This is a genomic window from Rhodanobacter soli, from assembly GCF_039523495.1.
Taxonomy (GTDB): domain Bacteria; phylum Pseudomonadota; class Gammaproteobacteria; order Xanthomonadales; family Rhodanobacteraceae; genus Rhodanobacter; species Rhodanobacter soli.
In genome coordinates, this window is sequence record NZ_BAAAFK010000001.1 from 875602 (window position 1) to 898288 (window position 22687).

General features: G+C 66.9%; 20 protein-coding genes. 19 read left to right on the forward strand and 1 reads right to left on the reverse strand.

The window, feature by feature from the left end; all coding sequences use genetic code 11:
* Window positions 1-30 precede the first annotated feature (30 nt).
* Both thiL and ABD024_RS03805 read left to right on the forward strand, forming a co-directional pair.
* Window positions 31-999 carry a thiamine-phosphate kinase gene (gene thiL, locus ABD024_RS03800; protein ID WP_343849849.1) on the forward strand — a complete coding sequence of 323 codons (969 nt, stop codon included), beginning with the start codon at window positions 31-33 and terminating at the stop codon, window positions 997-999.
* Window positions 996-1505, forward strand: a complete 510-nt coding sequence (locus ABD024_RS03805; RefSeq protein WP_343849851.1) for a phosphatidylglycerophosphatase A family protein — start codon at window positions 996-998, stop codon at window positions 1503-1505. The genes thiL and ABD024_RS03805 overlap by 4 nt, the downstream gene beginning before the upstream one ends.
* A 3-nt stretch (window positions 1506-1508) precedes the next feature.
* On the opposite strand, the gene ahr is transcribed toward ABD024_RS03805, so the two are convergent.
* Entirely contained in the window at window positions 1509-2522 is a 1014-nt protein-coding gene (gene ahr / locus ABD024_RS03810) for an NADPH-dependent aldehyde reductase Ahr (RefSeq protein ID WP_343849853.1), read from the reverse strand.
* A 97-nt stretch (window positions 2523-2619) separates the two neighbouring features.
* Here ahr and ABD024_RS03815 point away from each other — a divergent pair, with 97 nt between their 5' ends.
* The 17 genes from ABD024_RS03815 (at window position 2620) to ABD024_RS03895 (ending at window position 22616) form a co-directional block, all read left to right on the forward strand.
* On the forward strand, window positions 2620-3594 hold the full coding sequence (locus ABD024_RS03815; RefSeq protein ID WP_343849855.1) for a potassium channel beta subunit family protein: 975 nt from the start codon (window positions 2620-2622) through the stop codon (window positions 3592-3594).
* Between the two features lie 282 nt (window positions 3595-3876).
* Window positions 3877-5148: an efflux RND transporter periplasmic adaptor subunit gene (locus tag ABD024_RS03820; RefSeq protein ID WP_343849857.1), complete on the forward strand. Its 1272-nt coding sequence runs from the start codon at window positions 3877-3879 to the stop codon at window positions 5146-5148.
* 170 nt (window positions 5149-5318) lie between these two features.
* Window positions 5319-6035 (forward strand): ABC transporter ATP-binding protein, encoded by a 717-nt coding sequence (locus ABD024_RS03825; RefSeq protein WP_343849859.1) that lies wholly within the window; start codon window positions 5319-5321, stop codon window positions 6033-6035.
* Between the two features lie 119 nt (window positions 6036-6154).
* A complete protein-coding gene (locus ABD024_RS03830; protein WP_343849861.1) occupies window positions 6155-7465 on the forward strand; it encodes an ABC transporter permease in 1311 nt (436 codons plus the stop codon).
* A gap of 11 nt (window positions 7466-7476) precedes the next feature.
* Window positions 7477-8715 (forward strand): ABC transporter permease, encoded by a 1239-nt coding sequence (locus ABD024_RS03835; protein WP_343849863.1) that lies wholly within the window; start codon window positions 7477-7479, stop codon window positions 8713-8715.
* Window positions 8716-8762: 47 nt separating this feature from the next.
* Entirely contained in the window at window positions 8763-10076 is a 1314-nt protein-coding gene (locus ABD024_RS03840) for an ABC transporter permease (RefSeq protein WP_343849865.1), read from the forward strand.
* An 11-nt stretch (window positions 10077-10087) separates the two neighbouring features.
* On the forward strand, window positions 10088-11344 hold the full coding sequence (locus tag ABD024_RS03845; protein WP_343849867.1) for an ABC transporter permease: 1257 nt from the start codon (window positions 10088-10090) through the stop codon (window positions 11342-11344).
* A gap of 65 nt (window positions 11345-11409) precedes the next feature.
* Complete coding sequence (locus ABD024_RS03850) at window positions 11410-12717, forward strand: ABC transporter permease (protein WP_343849869.1); 1308 nt, start codon at window positions 11410-11412, stop codon at window positions 12715-12717.
* A gap of 7 nt (window positions 12718-12724) precedes the next feature.
* Window positions 12725-13957 carry an ABC transporter permease gene (locus tag ABD024_RS03855; RefSeq protein ID WP_343849871.1) on the forward strand — a complete coding sequence of 411 codons (1233 nt, stop codon included), beginning with the start codon at window positions 12725-12727 and terminating at the stop codon, window positions 13955-13957.
* A gap of 156 nt (window positions 13958-14113) precedes the next feature.
* Entirely contained in the window at window positions 14114-15403 is a 1290-nt protein-coding gene (locus ABD024_RS03860) for an ABC transporter permease (protein ID WP_343849873.1), read from the forward strand.
* An 11-nt stretch (window positions 15404-15414) separates the two neighbouring features.
* The gene (locus ABD024_RS03865) at window positions 15415-16626 is read left to right on the forward strand and encodes an ABC transporter permease (RefSeq protein WP_343849875.1); all 1212 of its coding nucleotides are present in this window, start codon (window positions 15415-15417) and stop codon (window positions 16624-16626) included.
* 88 nt (window positions 16627-16714) lie between these two features.
* The gene (locus tag ABD024_RS03870; protein WP_343849877.1) at window positions 16715-18055 is read left to right on the forward strand and encodes a sigma-54-dependent transcriptional regulator; all 1341 of its coding nucleotides are present in this window, start codon (window positions 16715-16717) and stop codon (window positions 18053-18055) included.
* A 79-nt stretch (window positions 18056-18134) separates the two neighbouring features.
* On the forward strand, window positions 18135-18461 hold the full coding sequence (locus ABD024_RS03875; RefSeq protein WP_343849879.1) for a hypothetical protein: 327 nt from the start codon (window positions 18135-18137) through the stop codon (window positions 18459-18461).
* Between the two features lie 31 nt (window positions 18462-18492).
* On the forward strand, window positions 18493-19878 hold the full coding sequence (locus tag ABD024_RS03880; RefSeq protein WP_343849881.1) for a sensor histidine kinase: 1386 nt from the start codon (window positions 18493-18495) through the stop codon (window positions 19876-19878).
* 59 nt (window positions 19879-19937) lie between these two features.
* Complete coding sequence (locus tag ABD024_RS03885) at window positions 19938-20882, forward strand: SPFH domain-containing protein (protein WP_343849883.1); 945 nt, start codon at window positions 19938-19940, stop codon at window positions 20880-20882.
* A 10-nt stretch (window positions 20883-20892) separates the two neighbouring features.
* Window positions 20893-21339 carry an NfeD family protein gene (locus tag ABD024_RS03890; RefSeq protein WP_343849885.1) on the forward strand — a complete coding sequence of 149 codons (447 nt, stop codon included), beginning with the start codon at window positions 20893-20895 and terminating at the stop codon, window positions 21337-21339.
* Entirely contained in the window at window positions 21336-22616 is a 1281-nt protein-coding gene (locus ABD024_RS03895) for a threonine/serine exporter family protein (RefSeq protein ID WP_343849887.1), read from the forward strand. The genes ABD024_RS03890 and ABD024_RS03895 overlap by 4 nt, the downstream gene beginning before the upstream one ends.
* The last annotated feature ends 71 nt before the right edge of the window (window positions 22617-22687 follow it).

The following is a 22687-nucleotide window of genomic DNA, read 5'->3' on the forward strand; positions in this document are numbered from 1 at the left end:
GGGCCTTCTTGCCCGCGCAGGTCGTACGCCATGGAATTCCGCCTGATCGACCGTATCCGCGAACTCACCGCGCAAGCGCGTGACGACGTGCGCATCGGCATCGGCGACGACGCCGCGGTGCTGGCGCCGCCGCCGGGGAAAGAACTTGTGGTGGCGATCGACACCCTGGTCGAGGGCGTGCATTTCCCGCCCGGCACGGCGGCAGCCGACATCGGCTGGAAGGCGCTGGCGGTGAATTTGTCCGACCTTGCGGCGATGGGTGCGAGCCCGGCCTGGGCATTGCTGGCGTTGACCTTGCCCAGCGCGGACGCGGCCTTCGTCGAGGGTTTTGCCGAAGGCTTCGCGAAGCTGGCGCAGCCGCATCGGCTGGCCCTGGTCGGCGGCGACACTACCCGCGGGCCGCTGACGGTCAGCGTGGCCGTGCACGGCTTCGTGCCGCCGGGCCAGGCGCTCACCCGTGCCGGCGCACGGGTCGGCGACGCGGTGCTGGTGACCGGCACGCTGGGCGATGCGGCCGCCGGCCTGCATGCCTTGCAGCATCCGCCGCGCGACGACGACGGCCGCACTGGTCTGCGTGGCTTCCTGGTCGAGCGGCTCAACCGGCCGACGCCGCGACTGGCGGTCGGTACGGCGCTGCGCGGGCAGGCCACGGCCTGCGTCGACGTTTCCGACGGCCTGCTCGCCGATCTCGGCCACATCTGCGCCGCCAGCGGCGTCGCCGCGGAGATCGAGGCCACCTTGCTGCCGCGCTCGTCGGCGCTGCTCGAGTTGTACGACGACACCACCGCGCTGCACTTCGCGCTGAGCGGCGGCGACGACTACGAACTGTGCTTCACCGTGCCGGCCGCTCGCGTGGCCGAACTGCAGGCCGGCCTGGCCCGGCTTGGCTGTGGCGCCACGAAGATCGGCCGCATCGTGGAAGGCGACGGCGTGCGCGTGCGTGCGGCCGATGGCGCATGGCTGGCGACGGATCGACCGGGTTGGGAGCATTTCGCGTGAGCGCAAAGAAGACCCTCAGCGCAGAACAGCGGCATGCCCTGCTGGCCACGCCGGCCGGCTGGCTGGCCTGTGGTTTCGGCTCGGGCCTGGCGCCGGTGGCACAGGGCACGTTCGGTTCGCTGGCCGCGCTGCTGCCGTGGCTGCTGCTGCGCGAGTTGCCGCTGCCGATCTATCTGGCGGCGTTGCTGCTCGGTTTTGGCGCGGGCGTGTGGGCGTGCAACGTGGCCAGCCGCGCGCTGGGCGTGGCCGACCACCGCAGTCTCGTGTGGGACGAATTCATCGGCCAGTGGATCGCCCTGCTGCCGCTGCTGGTGCTGCCCGCGCCGTGGTGGACGATAGTCGTCGACTTCGCACTGTTCCGCCTGTTCGACGTGTGGAAGCCGTGGCCGATCCGCTGGCTGGACCGGCGCGTCAAGGGTGGCATGGGCGTGATGATCGACGACGTGGTCGCCGGTGTCTTCGCCGCGGTCGTGCTGACGCTGGGGCTGTGCTTCCTACCGGTGTGATCCTCAGCTGCCCGCCTGTAGCACGATGCGATAACGCGCCTTGCCGTCGGCGAGGTGCTGCAGCGCCTCGTTGACCTTCGCCATCGGGAACATCTCCACCTGTGGGCGGATGTCGTGGCGGGCAGCGAAGTCCAGCATGCAGGCAATGTCGACCGGCGAGCCGGTGGGCGAGCCGGAGACGTCGCGCTGCTTGCCGATCAGGCTGAACGCCGGCACCGGGATCGGTTCCAGCACCGCGCCGACCACGTGCATGCGACCCTTCGGTGCGAGGGTGTTGAGCAATGCATTCCAGTCCATCGTCACATTGACGGTGACCAGCAGCAGGTCGAGCGAGCCGGCGATCGCCTTGATCGCGGCGCTGTCGCGGCTGGCGACCACGTGATGCGCGCCGAAGCTGCGCGCCTCGTCCGCCTTGGCCGCCGTCGAGGTGAACGCGGTGACCTCGCAGCCCCACGCTGCGGCGAATTTCACCGCCATGTGGCCGAGCCCGCCGATGCCGACCACGCCGACGCGCGCGGTGGGCTTGATGTCGTATTCGAGGAACGGCTTCAGCACGGTGATGCCGCCGCACAGCAGCGGGCCGGCGCTGGCTAGGTCGATGCCTTCGGGCAGCGGGATCGTCCATGCCCAGTGCGCGCGCAGCTTGTCGGCGAAGCCGCCGTGATGGCCGCCGATGGTCGCCACCGATTGCGCGCACATGTTGTGGTCGCCGGACAGGCACTGGCGGCAGTGCATGCAGCTTTCGGCGGTCCAGCCGATGCCGACGCGCTGGTCCACGCTGAGTCCCTTGGCTTGCGCGCCCAGCGCGGTGACCCGGCCGATCACCTCGTGGCCGGGGATGAACGGGTAGCGCGCATTGCTCCATTCGTTGTTGATCATCGACAGGTCGGAGTGGCAGATGCCGCAGTAGTCGACCGCCACCTCGACTTCCTCGGGCCCCAATTCGCCCACGTCGAACGTGGCCAGCTTCAGCGGTTGACCGGCCGCGCTGGCGGCCCAGCCCGTGATCGAGGACATGGCGAACTCCTGTGGTGGGGAAAACACAAGATTACGCCGTTGTGTCGCGCGCGTGGATTGGACATGCTGGCGATCTTTCCATCACAGGAGCGTCCCCATGCTTTACCGTCGCCTCGGCACCTCCGGCCTGCAACTTTCCGCGCTGTCGTTCGGCGCCTGGGTCACCTTCGGCAGGCAGGTGGGGCGCGCGCAGGCGCGCGACATGCTGGCGTTGGCACACGACCGCGGGGTGAACTATTTCGACAACGCCGAGACCTACAACAACGGCGTCGCCGAGCAGGTGATGGGCGACGTGCTGGCGGACCTGCGTTTTCCGCGCGACAGCTACTGCGTCTCCAGCAAGGTGTTCTTCGGCGCGGTCGACGAACCGCTGCCGACCCAGCGCGGACTGTCGCGCAAGCACGTGATGGAAGCCTGTCACCAGGCGTTGCAGCGCCTGCGCGTGGATTACCTGGACCTGTACTTCTGCCATCGCCCCGACCCGGATACGCCGATCGCCGAAACCGTGGCGGCGATGGATACATTGGTGCGCCAGGGCAAGGTGCTGTATTGGGGCACCAGCGAATGGCCGGCCGAGGCGATCCACGAAACGCACAAGATCGCCCGCGAGAATCATCTGTACGCGCCAGTGATGGAGCAGCCGCAGTACAACCTGCTGCACCGCGAGCGCGTGGAGCTGGAGTACGCGCCGCTGTACGAGGCCTATGGCATGGGCACCACGATCTGGTCGCCGCTGGCGTCGGGTTTGCTGAGCGGCAAATACAACGACGGTGTGCCGGCCGATTCGCGGCTGGCCCAGCCCGGCTACGGGTGGCTGCGCGAGAGCGTGCTGGGCCACGGTGACGAACGCCTGGGCAAGGTGCGCGCGCTGCAGCCGATCGCCGATGAGCTGGGTACCAGCCTGGCGCAGCTGGCGATCGCCTGGTGTCTGCTCAATCCGCACGTCTCCACGGTGATGCTCGGCGCCAGCCGGGTGGAGCAGCTGGAGCAGAACCTGGACGCCCTGGAACTGCTGCCGCGGCTGGACGCGGCGATCGCGCAGCGGATCCGGCAGGTCGTCGAGACGGGCTGAGGAGGAGGGGCGTCGAAGCCACTGCCGTGGCATCACCGCTGAGCCCCGGCAGCCGGCCGGATTGCGCGTGTCGAGGCGGTGCCGTTCTAGCCAATGGGCGGCGGTTGAAGGCGTGTCCGCCGTTCGTCCGGTTGTCCGTGCAGTGTCCGCGGACACCGCGCTGGCCGAATACGGGCGCCTCAAGCCCTTGAAAGGCATGTGATTACCAAGTCGTTCCCAAGTGGCACATGGATTGCAATGACCCTTGTGCAACCGCGCTGTACGCGGTCAGGAACGGCATCGATGATCCGCGACACTTCCGCACAAGACCGCCTGGTCGAGGTCAAACCCAACCGCAAGCGCCAGCTGATCCTGCTTGGCGTCGGCGTGCTCGTGCTGGCGCTGCTGGCCTGGCTGGCGCCGGGCATCGGTCGGCTGTTTTCGGCGTCCGAGTCGGTCAGCAGTTCGCGGCTGGCCTTCGCCACCGTCGAGCGCGGCCCGTTCGTGCGCGACATCGCCGCCGAGGGCAAGGTGGTGGCGGCGGTCAGCCCGACCCTGTACGCCACTTCCGGTGGCGCGGTGACGCTGAAGGTGCATGCCGGCGACACGGTGAAGATCGGCCAGGTGCTGGCCACCATCGTCAGCCCGGAGCTGACCAACAAGCTGGCGCAGGAACAGAGCAACGCCGACGCGATGGAAGTGGAATACCGGCGTGCGCAGATCGACGCGCGCAAGCAGCGTTCCGCACTGCAGGAAACCTACGACAACGCCACCATCGACCAGACCACCGCCGAGCGCAACCTCGACCGTTACCAGAAGGCGTATGCCAAGGGCGCGGTGTCCAACATGGACGTGGACAAGGCCAAGGACGCGCTGGACAAGGCGAAAATCGCCACCACGCATGCCAAGGCCAACCTCGGCCTCGACAACGACAGCCTCAACTTCGACATCCAGTCGAAGAAGCTCGCGCACGAGCGCCAGCTGCTGCTGGTGAAGGACCTGCAGCGCCAGGTCGATGACCTCAACGTGAAGTCGCCGGTGGACGGCCAGGTCGGCCAGCTGTTCATCGCCGAGCGCGCCACCGTGGCCAAGGACGCGCAGCTGCTCAGCGTGATCGACCTGTCCGCGCTGCAGGTTGAGATGCAGGTGCCGGAAAGCTTCGCCCGCGACCTCGGCATCGGCATGGCCGGCGAAATCAGCGGCAACGGCCACACCTGGAAGGGCCTGGTCAGCGCGATCTCGCCGGAAGTGGTCAACGGCCAGGTTGCCGCACGGCTGCGCTTCGAGGGCGAGACGCCGAAGCAGTTGCGGCAGAACCAGCGCCTGTCGGTGCGCGTGCTGCTGGACAAGCGCGACAACGTGCTGACCGTGCAGCGCGGCTCGTTCGTCGACGAATCCGGTGGCAGCTATGCCTACCTGGCGCGCGACGGCATCGCCAAGAAAACCCCGATCCGCGTCGGCGCCTCCAGCATCGACAAGGTGGAGATCCTCGATGGCCTGAAGGAAGGCGACCGCATCGTGATCTCCGGCACCGACAGCTTCAAGGGCGCGGCCACGGTCGCGATCAGCAATTGATGAGGGCGGGGAACGGGGAACGGGGAATAGGGAACATGGAGGGTGAAGTGGTTTGGCAGGGCTCGAACCATGGCAGTGCCACAGCGCTCATCCCCTGGAAAACCTGACGGTCTCTGTTCCCCGTTCTTCGTTCCCGCCACTCCAAATCCAACCACCACCGAGGAAGCACCATGCTCAAGATGACCCACCTGTCCAAGGTCTACCGCACCGAAGTGGTGGAGACCTATGCGCTGCGCGATTTCAACATCGACGTGAAAGAGGGCGAGTTCGTCGCCGTCACCGGCCCGTCCGGTTCCGGCAAGACCACTTTCCTGACCATCGCCGGCCTACTGGAAACCTTCAGCGGCGGCGAGTACCACCTGGACGGCATCGAGGTGAGCAACCTCAACGACAACGCCCGCTCGAAGATCCGCAACGAGAAGATCGGCTTCATCTTCCAGGCGTTCAACCTGATTCCCGACCTCAACGTGTTCGACAACATCGAGGTGCCGCTGCGCTATCGCGGCATGAAGGCGGCCGAGCGCAAGCAGCGCATCATGGACTCGCTGGAGCGCGTTGGCCTGGCCTCGCGCGCCAAGCACTACCCCGCCGAACTCTCCGGCGGCCAGCAGCAGCGTGTGGCAATCGCCCGTGCACTGGCCGGCTCGCCGCGCCTGCTGCTGGCGGACGAACCGACCGGTAACCTGGACACCCAGATGGCGCGCAGCGTGCTCGAGTTGCTCGAGGACATCCATCGCGAAGGCGCCACCATCGTGATGGTCACGCATGACCCGGAACTGGCCGCGCGCGCCCAGCGCAACGTGCACATCATCGACGGCCAGGTGGTGGATCTGTCGGAAGACCCGCGCTTCCACACCGTGCATGTCGCTGACGAAGCCCTCGGCTGAGCCCATGCAGGAGCGCACCGTGTGCGCGATAGCTTTCGCCCCGGCCGAAATCAGAGCATCGCGCACAGGGTGCGCTCCTACACGGTCAGCACGGTTGCGCCACGCATTAGGAACCACGCATGTTCGCCTATTACTTCCAACTCGGTCTTCGCAGCCTGCGCCGCAATCCGGCGCTGACGGCGTTGATGGTGATGGCGATCGGTTTTGGCGTGGCCGCGTCGATGATCACCTGGTCGGTGTTCCGCGCGGTGTCGGGTAACCCGATCCCGGACAAGTCGGCGCAACTGTTCACGCCGCAGGTCGACAGCTGGGGGCCGCAGCAGAACCTGAAGGGCGAGCCGGTGGAAGCGCTGGGCTACGTGGACGCGATGGCGCTGCTGCATGCCAGCGAGGCGAAGCGCCAGACCATGCTGTACCCGGTGCAGCTTGCGGTGATGCCCGATGGCAGCCGCGACCTGCCATTGAATGCGGGTGGCTACGCCGTGGGCAGCGACTTCTTCCCGATGTTCGAGGTGCTGTTCCGCTACGGCAATGGCTGGAGCGCGCAAGACGATGAGGCGCGCGCCGCCGCCGTGGTCATCGGCAGCGAACTCAACCAGAAGCTGTTTGGCGGCGCGAACAGCGTGGGCCGCACGGTCAATCTCGGCGGTCACGACTACCGCGTGGTGGGCGTCACCAGCCACTGGAACCCGCGTCCGCGTTTCTACGACCTGTTCAGCACCAGTGGCTTCGCCGACGAGCCGGACTTCTACCTGCCGTTCACCCGCGCCCTGGATCTGAAGATGTACACCGGTGGTCGCAACAGTTGCCGTGGCCAGCTCAGTTTCACCAACTGGGCGGACTACGTGCAGAGCAACTGCGTGTGGATCACGCCCTGGGTGGAGTTGGACAGCCCGGCCGAAGTTGCGCGCTACCGCCGTTTCCTCACCAACTACGCCGTCGAGCAGCAACGCGCAGGCCGCTTCAACTGGGCACCCAACGTGCGCCTGCGCGACGTGGCGCAATGGCTGGATTGCCAGCGCGTGGTGCCGCCGGAAAGCCGCATCTCGCTCATCGTGGCGCTGGGGTTCTTCCTGATCTGCCTGGTCAACACCATCGGCCTGCTGCTGGCCAAGTTCATGCGCCGCGCCGGCGAGATCGGCGTGCGCCGCGCCTTGGGCGCAACGCGTGGCGCGATCTACGCGCAATACCTGATCGAAGCCGGCACGGCGGGCCTTGCCGGCGGGGTGCTGGGCCTGTTGTTCACCGCGCTGGGCGTGGCCGGCGTGGGCGTGCTGTTCCCGCCGCAGATCGCGAAGCTCGCGCAACTGGATCTCTCGCTGGTGGGGCTCACCCTGATCGTGGCCATCGTCGCCACCGTGCTCGCGGCCTTTTACCCGGCGTGGCGCGCGGCGCACGTGCAGCCGGCCTGGCAGCTGAAGTCGAACTGAGGAGAGGAGCCATGCATATCCAGATCAGGCCCATCTTCGTCGCGCTGCGCCGGCACAAGGCAGGTACCGTGCTGATCGCGGTGCAGATCGCGTTGACCCTGGCCATCGTGTGCAACGCGTTGTTCATCATCCACTCGCGGCTGGCCAACCTGTCCGAGGTCAGCGGCGTGGACGAGTCCAGCGTGTTCGTGATCCGCAACCAGTGGGCCGCCGACCGGCCGACGCCGCAGGTCGATGCGCAGGTGCAAGCCGACCTTCTGGCGTTGCGGCAGTTGCCCGCCGTGCGCGATGCCACGCCCGCCAGCGGTTACCCGCTGGCGGGTCGCGGCTGGGACAACTTCATCACGCTGACGCCCGACCAGATCAGGCCGGTCACCGATTCCGCGGTGTATACGGGCGACGAGCATTTCATCGACACGCTGGGATTGAAGCTGATTGCCGGGCGCGACTTCCGCCCCGATGACGTGCTCGTGATGGGCACCCAGCAGGTAGTTACCCCACCGACGGTGATCGTGACCAAAGTATTGGCCGACCGGCTATTCCCCGGCGGCGACGCGCTGGGCAAGAGCTTCTACGCGATGAGCACCACGCCCAGCACCATCATCGGCATCGTCGATCCGCTGCACCGGCAGGGCACGGACCAGTGGAACCGGTCCTATGCCGGACAGGCGCTGATCTGGCCGATGCGGGCATCCGATTCGCGCGGCATCTTCTACATTGTGCGCGCCAGGCCCGGCCAGCTCGCCGACGCGATGCGCGAAGCGCCGAAAGCGCTGTACGCACAGAGCCGCCTGCGCATCATCGATGCGAAGGACGGCATCCAGGATTACGCCGAGATCCGCCGCCGCGCGTACGACAGCGACCGCGGCATGGCGATCCTCATGGGCATCATCTGCACCGTGCTGCTGGCCATCACCGCCGCGGGCATCGTGGGTCTCACCAGTTTCTGGGTGGGCCAGCGTCGCAAGCAGATCGGCGTGCGCCGTGCGCTGGGTGCGCGGAAGCACGACATCCTCGCGTACTTCCTCACCGAAAACTTCCTTATCAGCGCGGCGGGCGTGGCGCTGGGCACCGTGCTGGCGATCGCCTTCAACCTGTGGACGGTGACCCGCTTCGAGATGGATCGCATGTCGATGGCCTATGTGGGCATCGGCGTGGTGGTGTTGCTCTTGCTTGGCCAGGGCGCGGTGCTCGCGCCGGCGCTGCGTGCTTCACGCGTGTCGCCGGTGGAGGCGACACGCTCGGTGTGACAAATACCGCCTTTCCCGCCGGGGAAAGGCCAACTCTGGAGATGCGCATGTTCAGCTACTACCTCGAATTGGCGTTGCGCAGCCTCAGGCGCAGTCCTGGCCTGACCGCGCTGATGGTGCTGGCGATCGGCTTCGGCGTGGCCGCGTCGATGACCACCTGGTCGGTGTTCCGCGCGGTGTCGGGCGACCCGATCCCGTGGAAGTCGTCGCAGCTGTTCGTGCCGCAGATCGACAACTGGGGTCCGAACGGCCGCAGCGACGACGGCGAGCCGCCGAACGCAATGGGTTACACCGATGCGATGGCGCTGATGCGCGACCATCGCGCGAAACGGCAGTCGGCGATGTACCAGATCTCGCCATCGGTGGTGCCGGCGGAGGCCGGCAAGCACCCGTTCAACGTCAGCGGCCATGCGGTATACGGCGAGTTTTTCCCGATGCTGGATGTGCCGTTCAAGTACGGCAGCGGCTGGAGCGCAAGCGATGACACCAATCGCGCGACGGTGGCGGTGATCAGCGGCAAGCTCAACCAGAAGCTGTTCGGCGGCGCCAGCAGCGTGGGCAAGACCGTCAACATCGAGGGCAAGGATTACCGCGTGGTCGGCGTGCTCGATGACTGGAACCCGCAGCCGCGCTTCTATGACGTGGTCAACACCGGCGGTTTCTCCACCACCGGCGACGACGTGTTCCTGCCGTTCCTCACCGCCATCCAGGCGGCCATGCCGAACGACGGCAACACGAATTGCAACGCGGTGCCCGAGGAATCGGGTTTCGTCGGCCTGCAGCATTCCGAGTGCGTGTGGATCGCCTACATGGCCGAGCTGGACAGTGCGGCGGCGACTGCCTACCGCAATTACCTCAACGACTATGCGCGCGAACAGCAGCAGGCGGGGCGTTTCCGCTGGACGCCGAACAGCCGCCTGCGCAACCTGCCAGAGTGGCTGGACAACCAGCATGTAGTGCCCAGCGATACCAAGGTGTCGCTGCTGGTGGCGCTGGGGTTGCTGCTGGTGTGCCTGGTGAACACGGTGGGCCTGCTGCTGGCGAAGTTCCTGCGCCGTAGCGGCGAGATCGGCGTGCGCCGCGCACTGGGCGCGCAGCGTGCCTCGATCTACGCGCAGTTCCTCACCGAGGCCGGCATCGTCGGCCTGGCCGGTGGTGTACTGGGCCTGTTGCTCACTGGCGCGGGCGTGGCCAGCGTGGGCTGGGTGCTGCCCAAGGACATCGCCGCGCTGGCGCGGGTGGACGTGTCGCTGCTGCTGCTCACCTTGCTGGTGGCCGTGGTCGCCACGCTGCTGGCCGGTCTGTATCCCACGTTCCGTGCCTCGCGGGTACAGCCCGCATGGCAATTGAAGAGCAATTGAGGAGCATGAGCATGAATCTGCATCCCATCCTCGCGGCACTGCGCAAGCACAAGGCCGGCACCGTACTGATCGCGCTGCAGATCGCGCTGACACTGGCGATCGTATGCAATGCGGTCTTCATCATCGGCCAGCGCATCGACCGGGTGAACCGGGTCACCGGTCTGGACGAGAGCAACCTGTTTCTGGTCAGCCAGCAGTGGGTGGGCGCACCCAACGCCGACAGCGCCGATGGCGTGGAAAAGCTGGACGCCATGCAGCGCGAGGATCTCGCTGCACTGCGCCAGCTGCCGGACGTGGCTTCGGTGGCGCCGATCAACTCGCTGCCGCTGCTCAACTCTTCCTGGACCGGTTCGGTTTCGCGCAAACCGGGCGCCCAGTTGGGCGGCAAGGGCAATACCCGGACGGCGTACTACTTCACCGACGAGCAGATGCTGTCCACGCTGGGGGTACGCCTGGTGGCCGGCCGCGCCTTCAATGCCGGCGACGTGCAGCATCAGGGTTCCCGCGACCAGCGCGATCGTCCGATCGCGATCGTCACCCAGCAACTGGCGGACAAGCTGTTCCCGCAGGGCAATGCGGTCGGCAAGGTGATGTACACCGACGGCAGCAACGCACCCACCACCATCGTCGGCGTGGTGGCGCGCCTGCAGATCCCCGCCACCGGCAGCTGGGGCAACGACTTTGCGTGGTACTCGACGCTGATACCGACCCGGCTGGACGCGAACTTCGCACGCTACGCCGTGCGCGCCAAGCCTGGCCGGCTGGACGCCGCGATGCGCGCGGTGGCGCTCACGCTGTACAAGGTGAACCCGATGCGCGTGCTCGACGACGACAGCGTCAAGCCGTTCTCCGAGATCCGCGCCAGGGCCTATCGGGCCGATGTGGGCATGGCGATCCTGATGGGCGTGATCTGCCTGATCCTGCTCTGCGTCACCGCCGCCGGCATCGTCGGCCTGACCAGCTTCTGGGTCGGCCAGCGCCATCGGCAGATCGGCGTGCGGCGTGCGCTGGGCGCCCGCAAGGTCGACATCCTGCGCTACTTCCAGATCGAGAACCTGCTGATCGCCGGCGTCGGCGTGGTGGTCGGGGTGTTGCTGGCGCTGGGCCTGAACCTGTGGCTGATGAGCCATTACGAGATGACCCGCATCCCGTTGCCGTACGTGCTGATCGGCGTGCTGGCGATGCTGGCGATCGGCCAGGCCGCGGTATTCGCGCCGGCGCGGCGCGCGTCCAACGTACCGCCGGTCGTGGCGACGCGGGCGGTGTGATGGCTTGAAGCCCTTTCCCTCGGCTCGGCCGGGGGGAGGGGTTTGGCACCTCTTGGAGCGATGCGATGTTCGGCTACTACCTCGACCTGGCGCTACGCAGTCTCCGGCGCAACAAGGCGCTCACCGCGCTGATGGTGCTGGCAATCGCGCTGGGCATCGGCGCCAGCATGACCACGCTGACGGTGCTGCACGTGCTGTCGGGCGACCCACTGCCTGGCAAGAGTGGGCAGCTGTACTACCCGCAAATCGATCCGCAGGACATCAGGGGCATGTACCCAAGCAAGGAGCCGCCGGAGCAGGTCACTCTGATCGACGGTCTGAATCTGCTGCGGGCTGGACGCGCGGATCATCAGGCGCTGATGACCGGTGGCTCGGTGCCGGTCCAGCCCGAGCAGTCTTCGCTCGATCCGTTCTATGTGGAGGCGCGTTACACCACGGCGGATTTTTTCGCGATGTTCGACGCGCCGTTCCTGTACGGGCGAGGCTGGCATGCGGTCGACGACGAGGCCAAGGCGCGTGAGGTGGTGATCGCGCGGTCGCTCAACGACAAGCTGTTTGCCGGGGCCAACAGCATGGGCCGCACGCTGCGCATGGCTGGCACTTCCTTCCGCATTGTGGGCGTGCTGGACAGCTGGCAGCCGAACCCGCATTTCTATGATCTCAACACGGGCTCCTACGCCTATGGCGAGCAGGTGTTCCTGCCGCTGCAGACCATGCTGGAGCTGCGGCTGGATCGCAACGGATCGTCCGATTGCTGGGGCAATGGCGGTGGCGGCGTCGGCAACATCTTGCCTTCGGACGATTGCGTGTGGCTGCAGTTCTGGGTGCAACTGGACAGCCCTGCGAAAGCAGCCGCGTACAAGGAGTTCCTGGTGCACTACTCGCAGGAGCAGAAGGCGCTGGGCCGCTTCCAGCGTGCGCCGAACGTACGCCTGCGCAACGTGATGCAGTGGCTCGACTACCAGATGGTGGTGCCCGGCGACGTGCGCTTGCAGACCGGATTGGCGTTCGGGTTTCTGCTGGTCTGCCTGGTCAACACGGTAGGGCTGATGCTGGCCAAGTTCATGCGTCGCGCCGCCGAGCTCGGCGTACGCCGTGCGCTGGGTGCGTCGCGTCGCGCGCTGTTCGCGCAGTTGTTGATCGAATCCGGCGTGATCGGTCTGGTCGGCGGCATCGGTGGCCTGCTGCTGGCGCTGTTCGGACTATGGCTGGTGCGACAGCGGCCTTCGGACTATGCCGCGCTGGCCCACCTGGACCTGAGCATGCTGTTCACCACTTTCGTGCTGGCGTTGTGCGCCACTCTGCTGGCCGGCCTGCTGCCCGCCTGGCGCGCCTGCCAGATCGCGCCGGCCTTGCAACTGAAGAGCAACTGAGGCGAGCATGGACATTCTGCCGATCCTTTCCACGCTGCGCCGGCACAAGCTCACGTCTTGGTTGCTGATCCTGGAAATCGCGCTGACCTGCGCGATCGTCTGCAACGCCGTGTTCCTGATCGGCCAGCGCCTGCAGCGCATGGACATGCCCAGCGGCGTGGCCGAGCACGAGCTGCTGCAGATCCAGGTGGCCGACGTGATGCCGCCGTCCAATCCGTATGCCCGCCTCGCGGAGGATCTCGCGGTGCTCAGGCAGGTGCCTGGCGTGCTCTCGGTGGCTTCCTCCAACCAGGTGCCGTTTGGCGGTTCGTCGTCGAACGGCAACATCATGCTCGACCCGACGCAGCGCGAACGCACGCTCAACGCCGGCACCTACTTCGGCGAAAACCTGCCGCAGACGCTGGGCACGCGGCTGGTGTCCGGGCGTGATCTGCAATCCGATGACTTCGTCGACGCGGATACGGCGATGAAAGCGCTCGGCACCGGCGACATCAAGAGCCTGCCACACGTGATGCTGATCACCCAAACCCTGGCCGAACGCCTGTGGCCGGGGCAGAACCCGCTGGGCCGCAGCATCTACCTCACGCCCGAAGTAGGCCTGCGCGTGGTCGGCGTGCTGGACAGCCTGGCGCGGGCGAATGCCTACGACGCGGCCAAAGCGCAATACACCGTGGTGGTGCCGCTGCGCATGGGCGCGAACAAGGATCAGAGCTACCTGATCCGCACCCGGCCGGAAGACCGCACGAGCGTCATGGCCGCCGCGCTGGCTGCACTGAAGAAGGCCGACCCGCAACGTGTGGTAACCACCCAGCGAAGCTTCGACGAAGTGCGCCGGAAGTTTTTCCAGGACGACCGTGCGATGGCCGGCATGCTGCTCGGCGTGATCGTCGCGCTGCTCGTCGTCACAGCGCTCGGCATCGTCGGCCTGGCCAGCTTCTGGGTTGCGCAGCGGCGCCGTACCATCGGCGTGCGCCGCGCGCTCGGCGCGACCCGCCGCAACATCCTCAACTACTTCCAGACCGAGAACTTCCTGCTTGCCACGATCGGCATCGCGCTGGGCATGGTGCTGGCCTACGGCATCAACCTGTTCCTGATGTTGCATTACGAGTTGCCGAGACTTCCGGCCGTCTATTTCCCGGTCGGCGCAATCGTGCTGTGGCTGATCGGGCAGGTCGCCGTGCTCGGTCCGGCGTTGCGCGCCGCGGCGGTACCGCCGGTCGTGGCGACGCGGAGCGTGTGATGGGGAGTGAAGCCATGAGGCTCCATTCGGCCGCAGGAGCCCGCTCGCGGGCGATGCTTTTGATTTGATCCGCATTGTGCATTGGAGCAGGAGCATCGCCCGCGAGCGGGCTCCTACGAGAAGCGCGGCGATTCCCGGGGCTGCAGGAGACACTTGATGTTCGCGTACTACCTCGATCTGGCCCTGCGCAGTCTGAAGCGCAACAAGGTGCTTACCGCGTTGATGGTGCTGGCCATCGCGGTGGGCATCGGCGCCAGCATGACCACGTTGACGGTGATGCACCTGCTCTCCGGCGACCCGCTGCCGGGGCGCAGCGGGCAGATTTTCTTTCCGCAGGTGAATCCGGATCCCACCAGGCCGCACGCCAAGGAACCATCGGTCGTGATGGACTACCACTCGGCCGTCGATCTGTGGAGTTCGCATCGCGCCGATCGGCAAGCTCTGATCGTGGACAGCATGATCAAGGTGGTTGCGCCGGATGCCGCTCTGCCGCCGCTGCGGCTGGACATGCTCTCGACCACCGCCGACTTCTTCTCGATGTTCCAGGTGCCATTTCGCTACGGCAGCAGTTGGAGCGCGGACGACGATGTAAAGCACTCGCGGGTGGCGGTTATCTCCGACGACCTCAACGACAAGTTGTTTGGCGGCACGGACAGCGTGGGGCGCACGTTGCGGCTGGGCGGCAGCGACGTGCGCATCGTCGGCGTGCTCAAGCCGTGGCGACCCGTACCGCTGTTCTACGAAGTCTGGGGCGCCTATACCAAACCGCAGGACGTGATGACACCGTTTTCCACCGGGTTGGAGATCAACGACGGTCATTTCCAGCAATACAATTGCTGGCATATTCCGGATACACCGGGTCACTTGCAGGATGCGCCCTGCAATTGGGTCACGTTGTGGGTGCAGCTCGACGATGCGGCCAAGGCGGATGCGTATCGACGTTTCGTCGCCGACTACGCCGCGCAACAAAAAGCGGCTGGCCGTTTCACCAGCACCGTCACGCGCTTGCGTGATCTGATGCAGTGGCTGGACTACGTGGGCGTGGTGCCGAGCGACGTGCGCTTGCAAATGTGGCTGGCCTTCGCCTTTCTCGCCATCTGCCTGTTCAACACCGTGGGCCTGCTGCTGGCGAAGTTCCTGCGCCGTAGCGGCGAGCTTGGCGTGCGTCGTGCACTGGGCGCCACGCGCGGCGCGGTGTTTGCGCAGTGCCTGGTGGAAGCTGGCTTGGTCGGCCTGCTCGGTGGCATCGGGGGCTGGCTTTTGACGCTTGCTGGCCTGTGGCTGATGCGCCGGCAGCCTACGGACTATGCCGACATCATCCATCTCGATCTGCCGATGTTCCTGACCACCTTCGTTCTTGCGATCGCCACCAGTCTGCTGGCCGGGCTGCTGCCGGCGGTGCGTGCAAGTCGCGTAGTGCCGGCGTTGCAGCTGAAAGTGCTTTGAGGAAACCCGCCATGCAAATGCGCCCGATACTTTCCGCGTTGCGCCACCATCGCCTCGCCACCCTGCTGATTGCGCTGGAGATCGCGCTGGCCTGCGCGGTACTGTGCAACGCCAGCTTCCTGATTGCTGCACGCGTGAGCGCGATGGACATCCACAGCGGAGTGGACGAAAAAGTGCTCGCGCAGATCAAGCTGGACTGCGGCGGCTGCAATGCGAGCGACCTCAATGCGCGCGTGTTGTCCGGTCTGGGAAAGCTGCCCGGCGTACAGTCGGTCAGCGTGATCAACGCGGTGCCGTTCGGCGATCACGCCGGCACGGCCGGCATCACGCTGGATGCGGCTGGCCAGCACCCCGGCGGGGTGGTGGACTTCTATGCCGCTGGGCCAGGTGCCTTCCAGGCGCTGGGCCTTCACCTGCTGGCCGGTCCGCCGCCCAAGCAGGATGATTTCCAGCCGATAGCCAACTTTCTTCCCGCGGATGCGTCGGTATGGGTGACGCAAGCGCTGGCCGAGCATCTATGGCCTGACGCCAATCCGCTGGGCAAGGAATTCTGGATGGACAAGTTCCACTTTCGCGTGGCGGGCGTGCTGGAGCATCTTGCGCGACCGGGCGGCGGCGAGGGCGGACCGCTTACCCGCGAATGGTCGGTCTACGTGCCGACGCAGCCGGGAGCGCAATTGTTCGGCAACTACTTGTTGCGTGCGGAGTCTGCGCAGTTGCAGCAGGTGTTGCGTGACGTACCGGCGGCACTCGCAAAAATTGCGCCGGATGCCGTTTTCGACAAGACGGCCAGCCGGAGCATCGATGAGCTGCGCGATGGCTACTTTCAGGCGGATCGCGCGATGGCCGGCATCCTGGTCGGCGTGATCTTGGCGCTGTTGCTGGTCACCGCGCTCGGCATCGTCGGCCTGGCCAGCTTCTGGGTGCAGCAGCGCCGCCGGCAGATCGGCATCCGCCGCGCGCTGGGTGCCACCCGCGGCGACATCCTGCGCTACTTCCAGACGGAGAATTTCCTGATCGTCAGTGGCGGCATCGCGCTGGGCACGGCGCTGGCGTTCGCGCTGAACCTGTTGCTGATGCAGCACTACGAACTGCCGCGTCTGCCGCTGTACTACCTGCCGATCGGCGCACTGGCGCTGTGGGGGCTTGGGCAGCTTGCCGTGCTGGGCCCCGCGCTGCGCGCGGCGGCGGTGCCGCCGGTGGTGGCGACGAGGTCGGTGTGAAAAGTGGACCTGCGGGTATACGCGTGACCATAGTCATGGCAACCTTTCAGGCCGGAGCGGCATCCATGTCCGCATGTGCAGAAGAAAGATGCGTACGGTCCTGATCATCGACGACAACCCGGCCGTGGGCGAGGCGCTGTCGCTGGCGCTGTCGCTCCACGAGATCCGCCCGCTCGCCGCGCTGACGCCGGACGAGGGGCTGGCGCTGCTGCAGCGCGAGGCGGTCGACGTGGTGATCCAGGACATGAATTTCACCGCCGACACCACCTCGGGCGAGGAGGGCGTGGCGCTGTTCCGGGCGATCCGCGAACGTCACCCGGACCTGCCGGTCATCCTGCTCACCGCGTGGACGCACCTGGAGACCGCGGTGGAACTGGTCAAAGCCGGGGCCGCCGATTACCTGGCGAAGCCGTGGGACGACAACAAGCTGCTGGCCACGGTGGAGAACCTGCTGGAACTGTCCGAATCCACCCGCGAGATCGCCCGCAACCGGCGCGAGCGGCGCCAGCGCCGCGAGTTGTTGCAGAGTAAATACGATCTGGACGGGCTGGTGTTCGCTTCCGAAGCGATGGGGCGCACGCTCAATCTGGCCTGCCAGATCGCCCGCTCGGAGGTGCCGGTGCTGATCACCGGCCCGAACGGCACCGGCAAGGAGCGCATCGCGGCGATCGTGCACGCAAACTCTGCCGTGAAGCGCGGCCCGTTCGTCGCAGTGAATTGCGGTGCGCTGCCGGGCGAGCTGATCGAGGCCGAGCTGTTTGGTGCCGAGGCCGGCGCCTACACCGGTGCGAACAAGGCGCGCGAAGGCCGCTTCGAGCTGGCAGACGGCGGCACGCTGTTTCTCGACGAGATCGGCAACCTGCCGCTGCCCGGCCAGATGAAACTGTTGCGGGTGCTGGAGACCGGCCAGTTCGAGCGGCTGGGCTCGGGCAAGACACGCCAGGCGAAGGTGCGCGTGCTGTCGGCGACGAATGCCGACCTCAAGGCGATGATCCAGGCCGGCACGTTCCGCGAGGATCTGTACTACCGGCTCAATGTGATCGAGGTAAACCTGCCGCCGCTGGCCGAGCGCATCGACGACATCATGCCGCTGGCCGAGTTCTTTCTGGACGGTCGTGCCGAACTGGGTGACGCGGCGCGCGAGGCCTTGCTGGGTTACCCGTGGCCGGGCAATGTGCGCGAGTTGAAGAATGCGATCGAGCGCGCCGCGCTGCTGGCCGGCGGCAATCCGATCACACCCGAGCTGCTCAACCTGCCGCAGCATGTTGCGGCGGCCGCGCGCAACCTCGACGAGCCCAGCCGCGAGACGGTGGAAGCTGCCCTGCACAAGGCCGGCGGCGTGGTCAGTCGTGCGGCGCAGAATCTGGGCCTGTCGCGCCAGGCGCTGTATCGGCGGATGGAACGCTACGGCCTGGCGACCACGGCTTGATCGATATGTGACGGCGATGCTTGTCCTTGACCCTGAAGGCGTAGAAAGATGACGGCATGTATCCAGCAGGGGAGGCGTCATGCGATATCGCCGGATCATGCTTGTTGCCGCCTGGCTGACGGCCGGTGCAGCCCTGGCACGGGGGCCATCGGGTTTCCACGAAGACTGGGCCTTGCGGCCCGCCGCCGCCAGCCCGATCGAGTATCGGCTCGGTTCGCCGACGATCCTCGCGGAGTCGAAGAAAAGCCCGTTCAGGTTCAGCGATGGCCGCGAGGGCGGCGTGCTGAACAAGCCGCCGCCGCGCCCGATGGACCGCGCCGCGGTGCTGGGTACCGAGCGTGCCTGGGTGGGCGGGCGGCCGCCGCTCGACTGCGCGATGACCCCGATGGACGCCAGGTGCCATTGAGTCGGCTTTCCCCCGTCGAGGAGAACAGCCGATGTGGCGTCGCCTGAATTCGCTGCAGGGGCGGCTGACCCTGCTGCTGGCCGTGGCTGGCCTGGCCGGTGCGCTGATCTACGCCGGCGTCACCCAGTGGCCGCTGCCGCAATTGCTGGTGTGGCTGCGCAAGGACTTGGCGCTGTCGATACGTACGCCAATGCAGCTGGGCATCTACGGCGGCCTGCTGGCCAGCGTGATCGTGCTGCTGCCGCTGTCGTTCTGGCTGGCCGGCCGGGTGATGGCGCCGGTGAGCCGGCTGCTGCGCGCGCTGGAAGGCGCAGTGGCCAGTTATCGCGACGGCGATTTCAGCTTCTCGATCGCGGTCGACCGGCGCGACGAGCTGGGCGAGCTGATCCGCATGCACAACGCGCTGGGGCACACCTTGCGCGAACAGCGCCAGCATCTGGTGCAGCGCGAGCTACTGCTGGACACGGTGGTGCAGAACACCCCGGTGGCGCTGGTGCTGACCGATGCGGTCGGCCGGGTCGCCTACGCGAACATCGCCTCGCGGCATTTGTTCAACGAAGGCCGCAGCCTGGTCGGGCTGGACTTCGCCGAGTTGCTGGCCGATGCGCCCGAGGCGCTGCGCAAGGCGGTGGACAGCGGCGAGGATGCCCTGCTCAGCGTGGAGATGGAGGGCAGCGAGGAAACCTTCCACCTGTCGCAGCGCGCGTTCCGCCTGCAGGGCCGGCCGCATCGGCTGCACCTGTTCCGGCGCATGACGCGCGAGCTGTCGCGGCAGGAGGTGGCGACCTGGAAGCGGGTGATCCGGGTGATCAGCCACGAGCTCAACAATTCGCTGGCGCCGATCACCTCGCTGGCGCACTCCGGCGCGGAGCTGGCCCGCCGCGGCCAGATCGAGCGGCTGCCCGGCGTGTTCGCCACCATCGGCGAACGCGCGCTGCATCTGCATCGCTTCATCGCCGGCTACGCCAGCTTCGCCAAGCTGCCCACGCCGCAGCCGGTGGACATCGAGTGGAAGCCGTTCCTCGACGGACTGGCACTGCATTGCCAGTACCGCCTGGCGGCACCGGTGCCGGCGCGGCCGGGGCGTTTCGATGCGGTGCAGATCGAGCAGGTGCTGATCAACCTGATCAAGAACGCGCACGAGTCGGGCGGGCCGGACGACGAAGTCACGCTGTCGATCCTGGATGTCGGCAACGAACTGCGCATCGAGGTGGCCGATCGCGGCCCCGGCATGAGCGAGACGGTGCTGGCCCAGGCGCTGCTGCCGTTCTATTCGACCAAGCGTTCCGGCACCGGGCTGGGCCTGGCACTGGCGCGCGAGATCACCGAGGCACACGGCGGCCGCGTGCTGCTGGCCAACCGCGAGGGCGGCGGCCTGCGGGTGAGCCTGCGCCTGCCGCAGGCAGCTGCCCGATAGCGCTCGAAGCGGCACCGCCTCGCCTATACTCGAGTCTTCTTCAGGACATGGGGTGGGCAATGGGACAGCTACTTGCGTTGGTTATCGTGTTCGTCGTCATCATCGGCGTGGCCAAGCTGGTGCGCATCGTGCCGCAGGGCTTCGAATGGACGGTGGAGACGTTCGGCAAGTACACCCGCACGCTGAGTCCGGGGCTGCATTTCCTGATCCCGATCTACCAGGCGGTGGGTCGCAAGATCAACATGATGGAGCAGGTGCTGGACGTGCCCAGCCAGGACGTGATCACCAAGGACAACGCGGTGGTGCGCGTCGACGGCGTGGTGTTCTACCAGGTGCTGGACGCGTCCAAGGCGGCGTATGAGGTGTCCAACCTGGAGCAGGCGTCGCTGGCGCTGATCATGACCAATATCCGCACCGTGCTCGGCTCGATGGATCTGGACGAGTCGTTGAGTCAGCGCGATGCGATCAACGCCAAGCTGCTCAAGGTGGTGGACGAGGCGACCCATCCATGGGGCGTCAAGGTCAACCGCATCGAGATCAAGGACATCGCGCCGCCGCGCGACCTGGTCGACGCAATGGCGCGGCAGATGAAGGCCGAGCGCGAGAAGCGCGCGAACATCCTCGACGCCGAGGGCTTCCGCCAGGCGGCGATTCTCAAGGCCGAGGGCGAGAAGCAGTCGGTGATCCTGGCCGCCGAAGGCGAGAAGGAGGCTGCGTTCCGCACGGCCGAGGCGCGCGAGCGTTCGGCCGAGGCCGAAGCGAAGGCGACCACGATGGTGTCCGACGCGATCGCCAACGGCAACGTCAACGCGCTGAACTACTTCGTCGCCAACAACTACGTCGAGGCGCTGAAGGAAATGGCCAAGTCGCCGAACCAGAAGATGCTGCTGCTGCCGATCGAGGCCACCGGCATTCTCGGCTCGCTGGCCGGCATCGCCGAACTGGCGAAGGAGTCGCTCGGCCAGCAGCAGAAGCCGGCCGCCATCCAGCCGCCGCTGCGCTGAGGGCACGACGATGTGGGAGCTCTCGACGCATTACCTGTGGTGGATCCTGGCGCTGCTGCTGATCGCCGGCGAGTTGCTGCTGCCCGGCTATTTCCTGCTGTGGATCGGCCTGGCCGCCGCTGCGATGGGCGTGGTGCTGTGGGTCGATCCGACGCTGGGCCTGCTGGTGCAGGCGGTGCTGTTCGGCCTGCTCGCGTTCGCCTTCTGCGTGAGCTACGCACGCTGGCTGCGGCCCCGGCTGGAGCGCCGCGCGCCCGGCGGTGAGCGGCTGAACCGCCGCGCCGAGCAGTTGATCGGCCAGCGCTACGAGCTGATCGAGCCGATCGTCAACGGTCGTGGCAAGGCCCGCGTGGGCGACGGCCAGTGGCTGGTCAGCGGGCCGGACCTGCCGCTGGGCACCACGGTGGAGGTGGTGGCCGTCGAGGGCACCACGTTGCAGGTCCGCGCGGCGGCATGAGCGCGGGCGAGACCATCACCCAGCAACAGTTCGCCACCACGGCGCTGAACACGCGCATCGCGTTCCTGCTGGAACTGGCGCGGCGGCTGCACCAGTACGGCACCTCGGCGCCGCGGCTGGAGATGGCGGTCGCCGGTGCGGCGCTGCGGCTGGGGCTGTCCGCCGACGTCTGGTCCAGCCCTACCGCGATCATCATTTCCTTCGCCGACACGGCCCAGGGCGAGGAAGGCGTGGCGCAGACCACCCAGGTGATGCGGCTGGCGCCGGGCGAGGTGAACCTGGAGCGGTTGTGCCAGGCCGACGACATCGCCGACCGCGCGATCGCGGGCGAACTCGGTCTGCGCGAGGGCTTCCGTCGGCTGCGCGAACTGGGCCGACCGGACACGCGGCGCGAGAAGATCGGCTCGATCGCCAGTTACGGTTTGTCCGCCGCCAGCATCGCGGCGTTATTCCTGCACAGCTCCTGGGTGGACCTGGTGGTGGCCGGCGCGATCGGTGCGATCATCGGTTGCATCACCCTGCTCGCAGCCAGCCGGCCGCGGCTGGCGGTGGCCAGCGATGCGATCTGCGCGCTGGTGGCGACCACGGTGACGATCGTGGTGAGCGCGTTCGTGGTGCCGCTGGCGATCAAGTCGGTGGTGCTGGCCAGCCTGATCATCCTGGTGCCCGGCATGTCGCTGACCAACGCCGTGCGCGAAATTTCCAGCCAGCACCTGGTTTCCGGCATGGCGCGCATGGGCGGCGCGATGTCGACCCTGCTCAAGCTCACTTTCGGCACCATTGCGGCGACCCAGCTGTGTGCCGCGGTGGGCATCACGGCCCGCGACTTCGCGCTGCCGGCACTGCCGACCTGGACCGATTACCCGGCCCTGCTGGTCGCGGCGATCGCGTTCGCGATCCTGTTCCGCGCGGCCCGGCGCGACTGGCCGGTGGTCATCGTGGCGGTGATGGTGGGCTACCTGGCCACGCGCTGGGGCGGGGCGATCTCCGGCTCGCTGCCGGGCGCGCCGGTGGGCGTGTTCCTGGGCGGGCTGCTGCTGGGCGCACTGGCGAACGTGTATGCGCGCTTCGCGCACCGCCCGGGTGCGGTCATCCGTGAGCCGGGCATCCTGCTGCTGGTGCCGGGCAGCGTGGGCTTTCGCAGCGTGTCGTTCCTGCTCGAACGCGATACCACGCTGAGTCTGGATACCGGCCTGCTGCTGATAACCCTGCTGGTTTCGCTGGTGGCGGGGTTGATGTTCGGCGACCTGCTGGTTTCCCCACGCCGCTCTCTGTAAAACAAAAGTAGGCGGAGACATATTCTTCCTGTCGCCTTGCCGTCAAGACGACGAACTCGCTGGGCACGTTT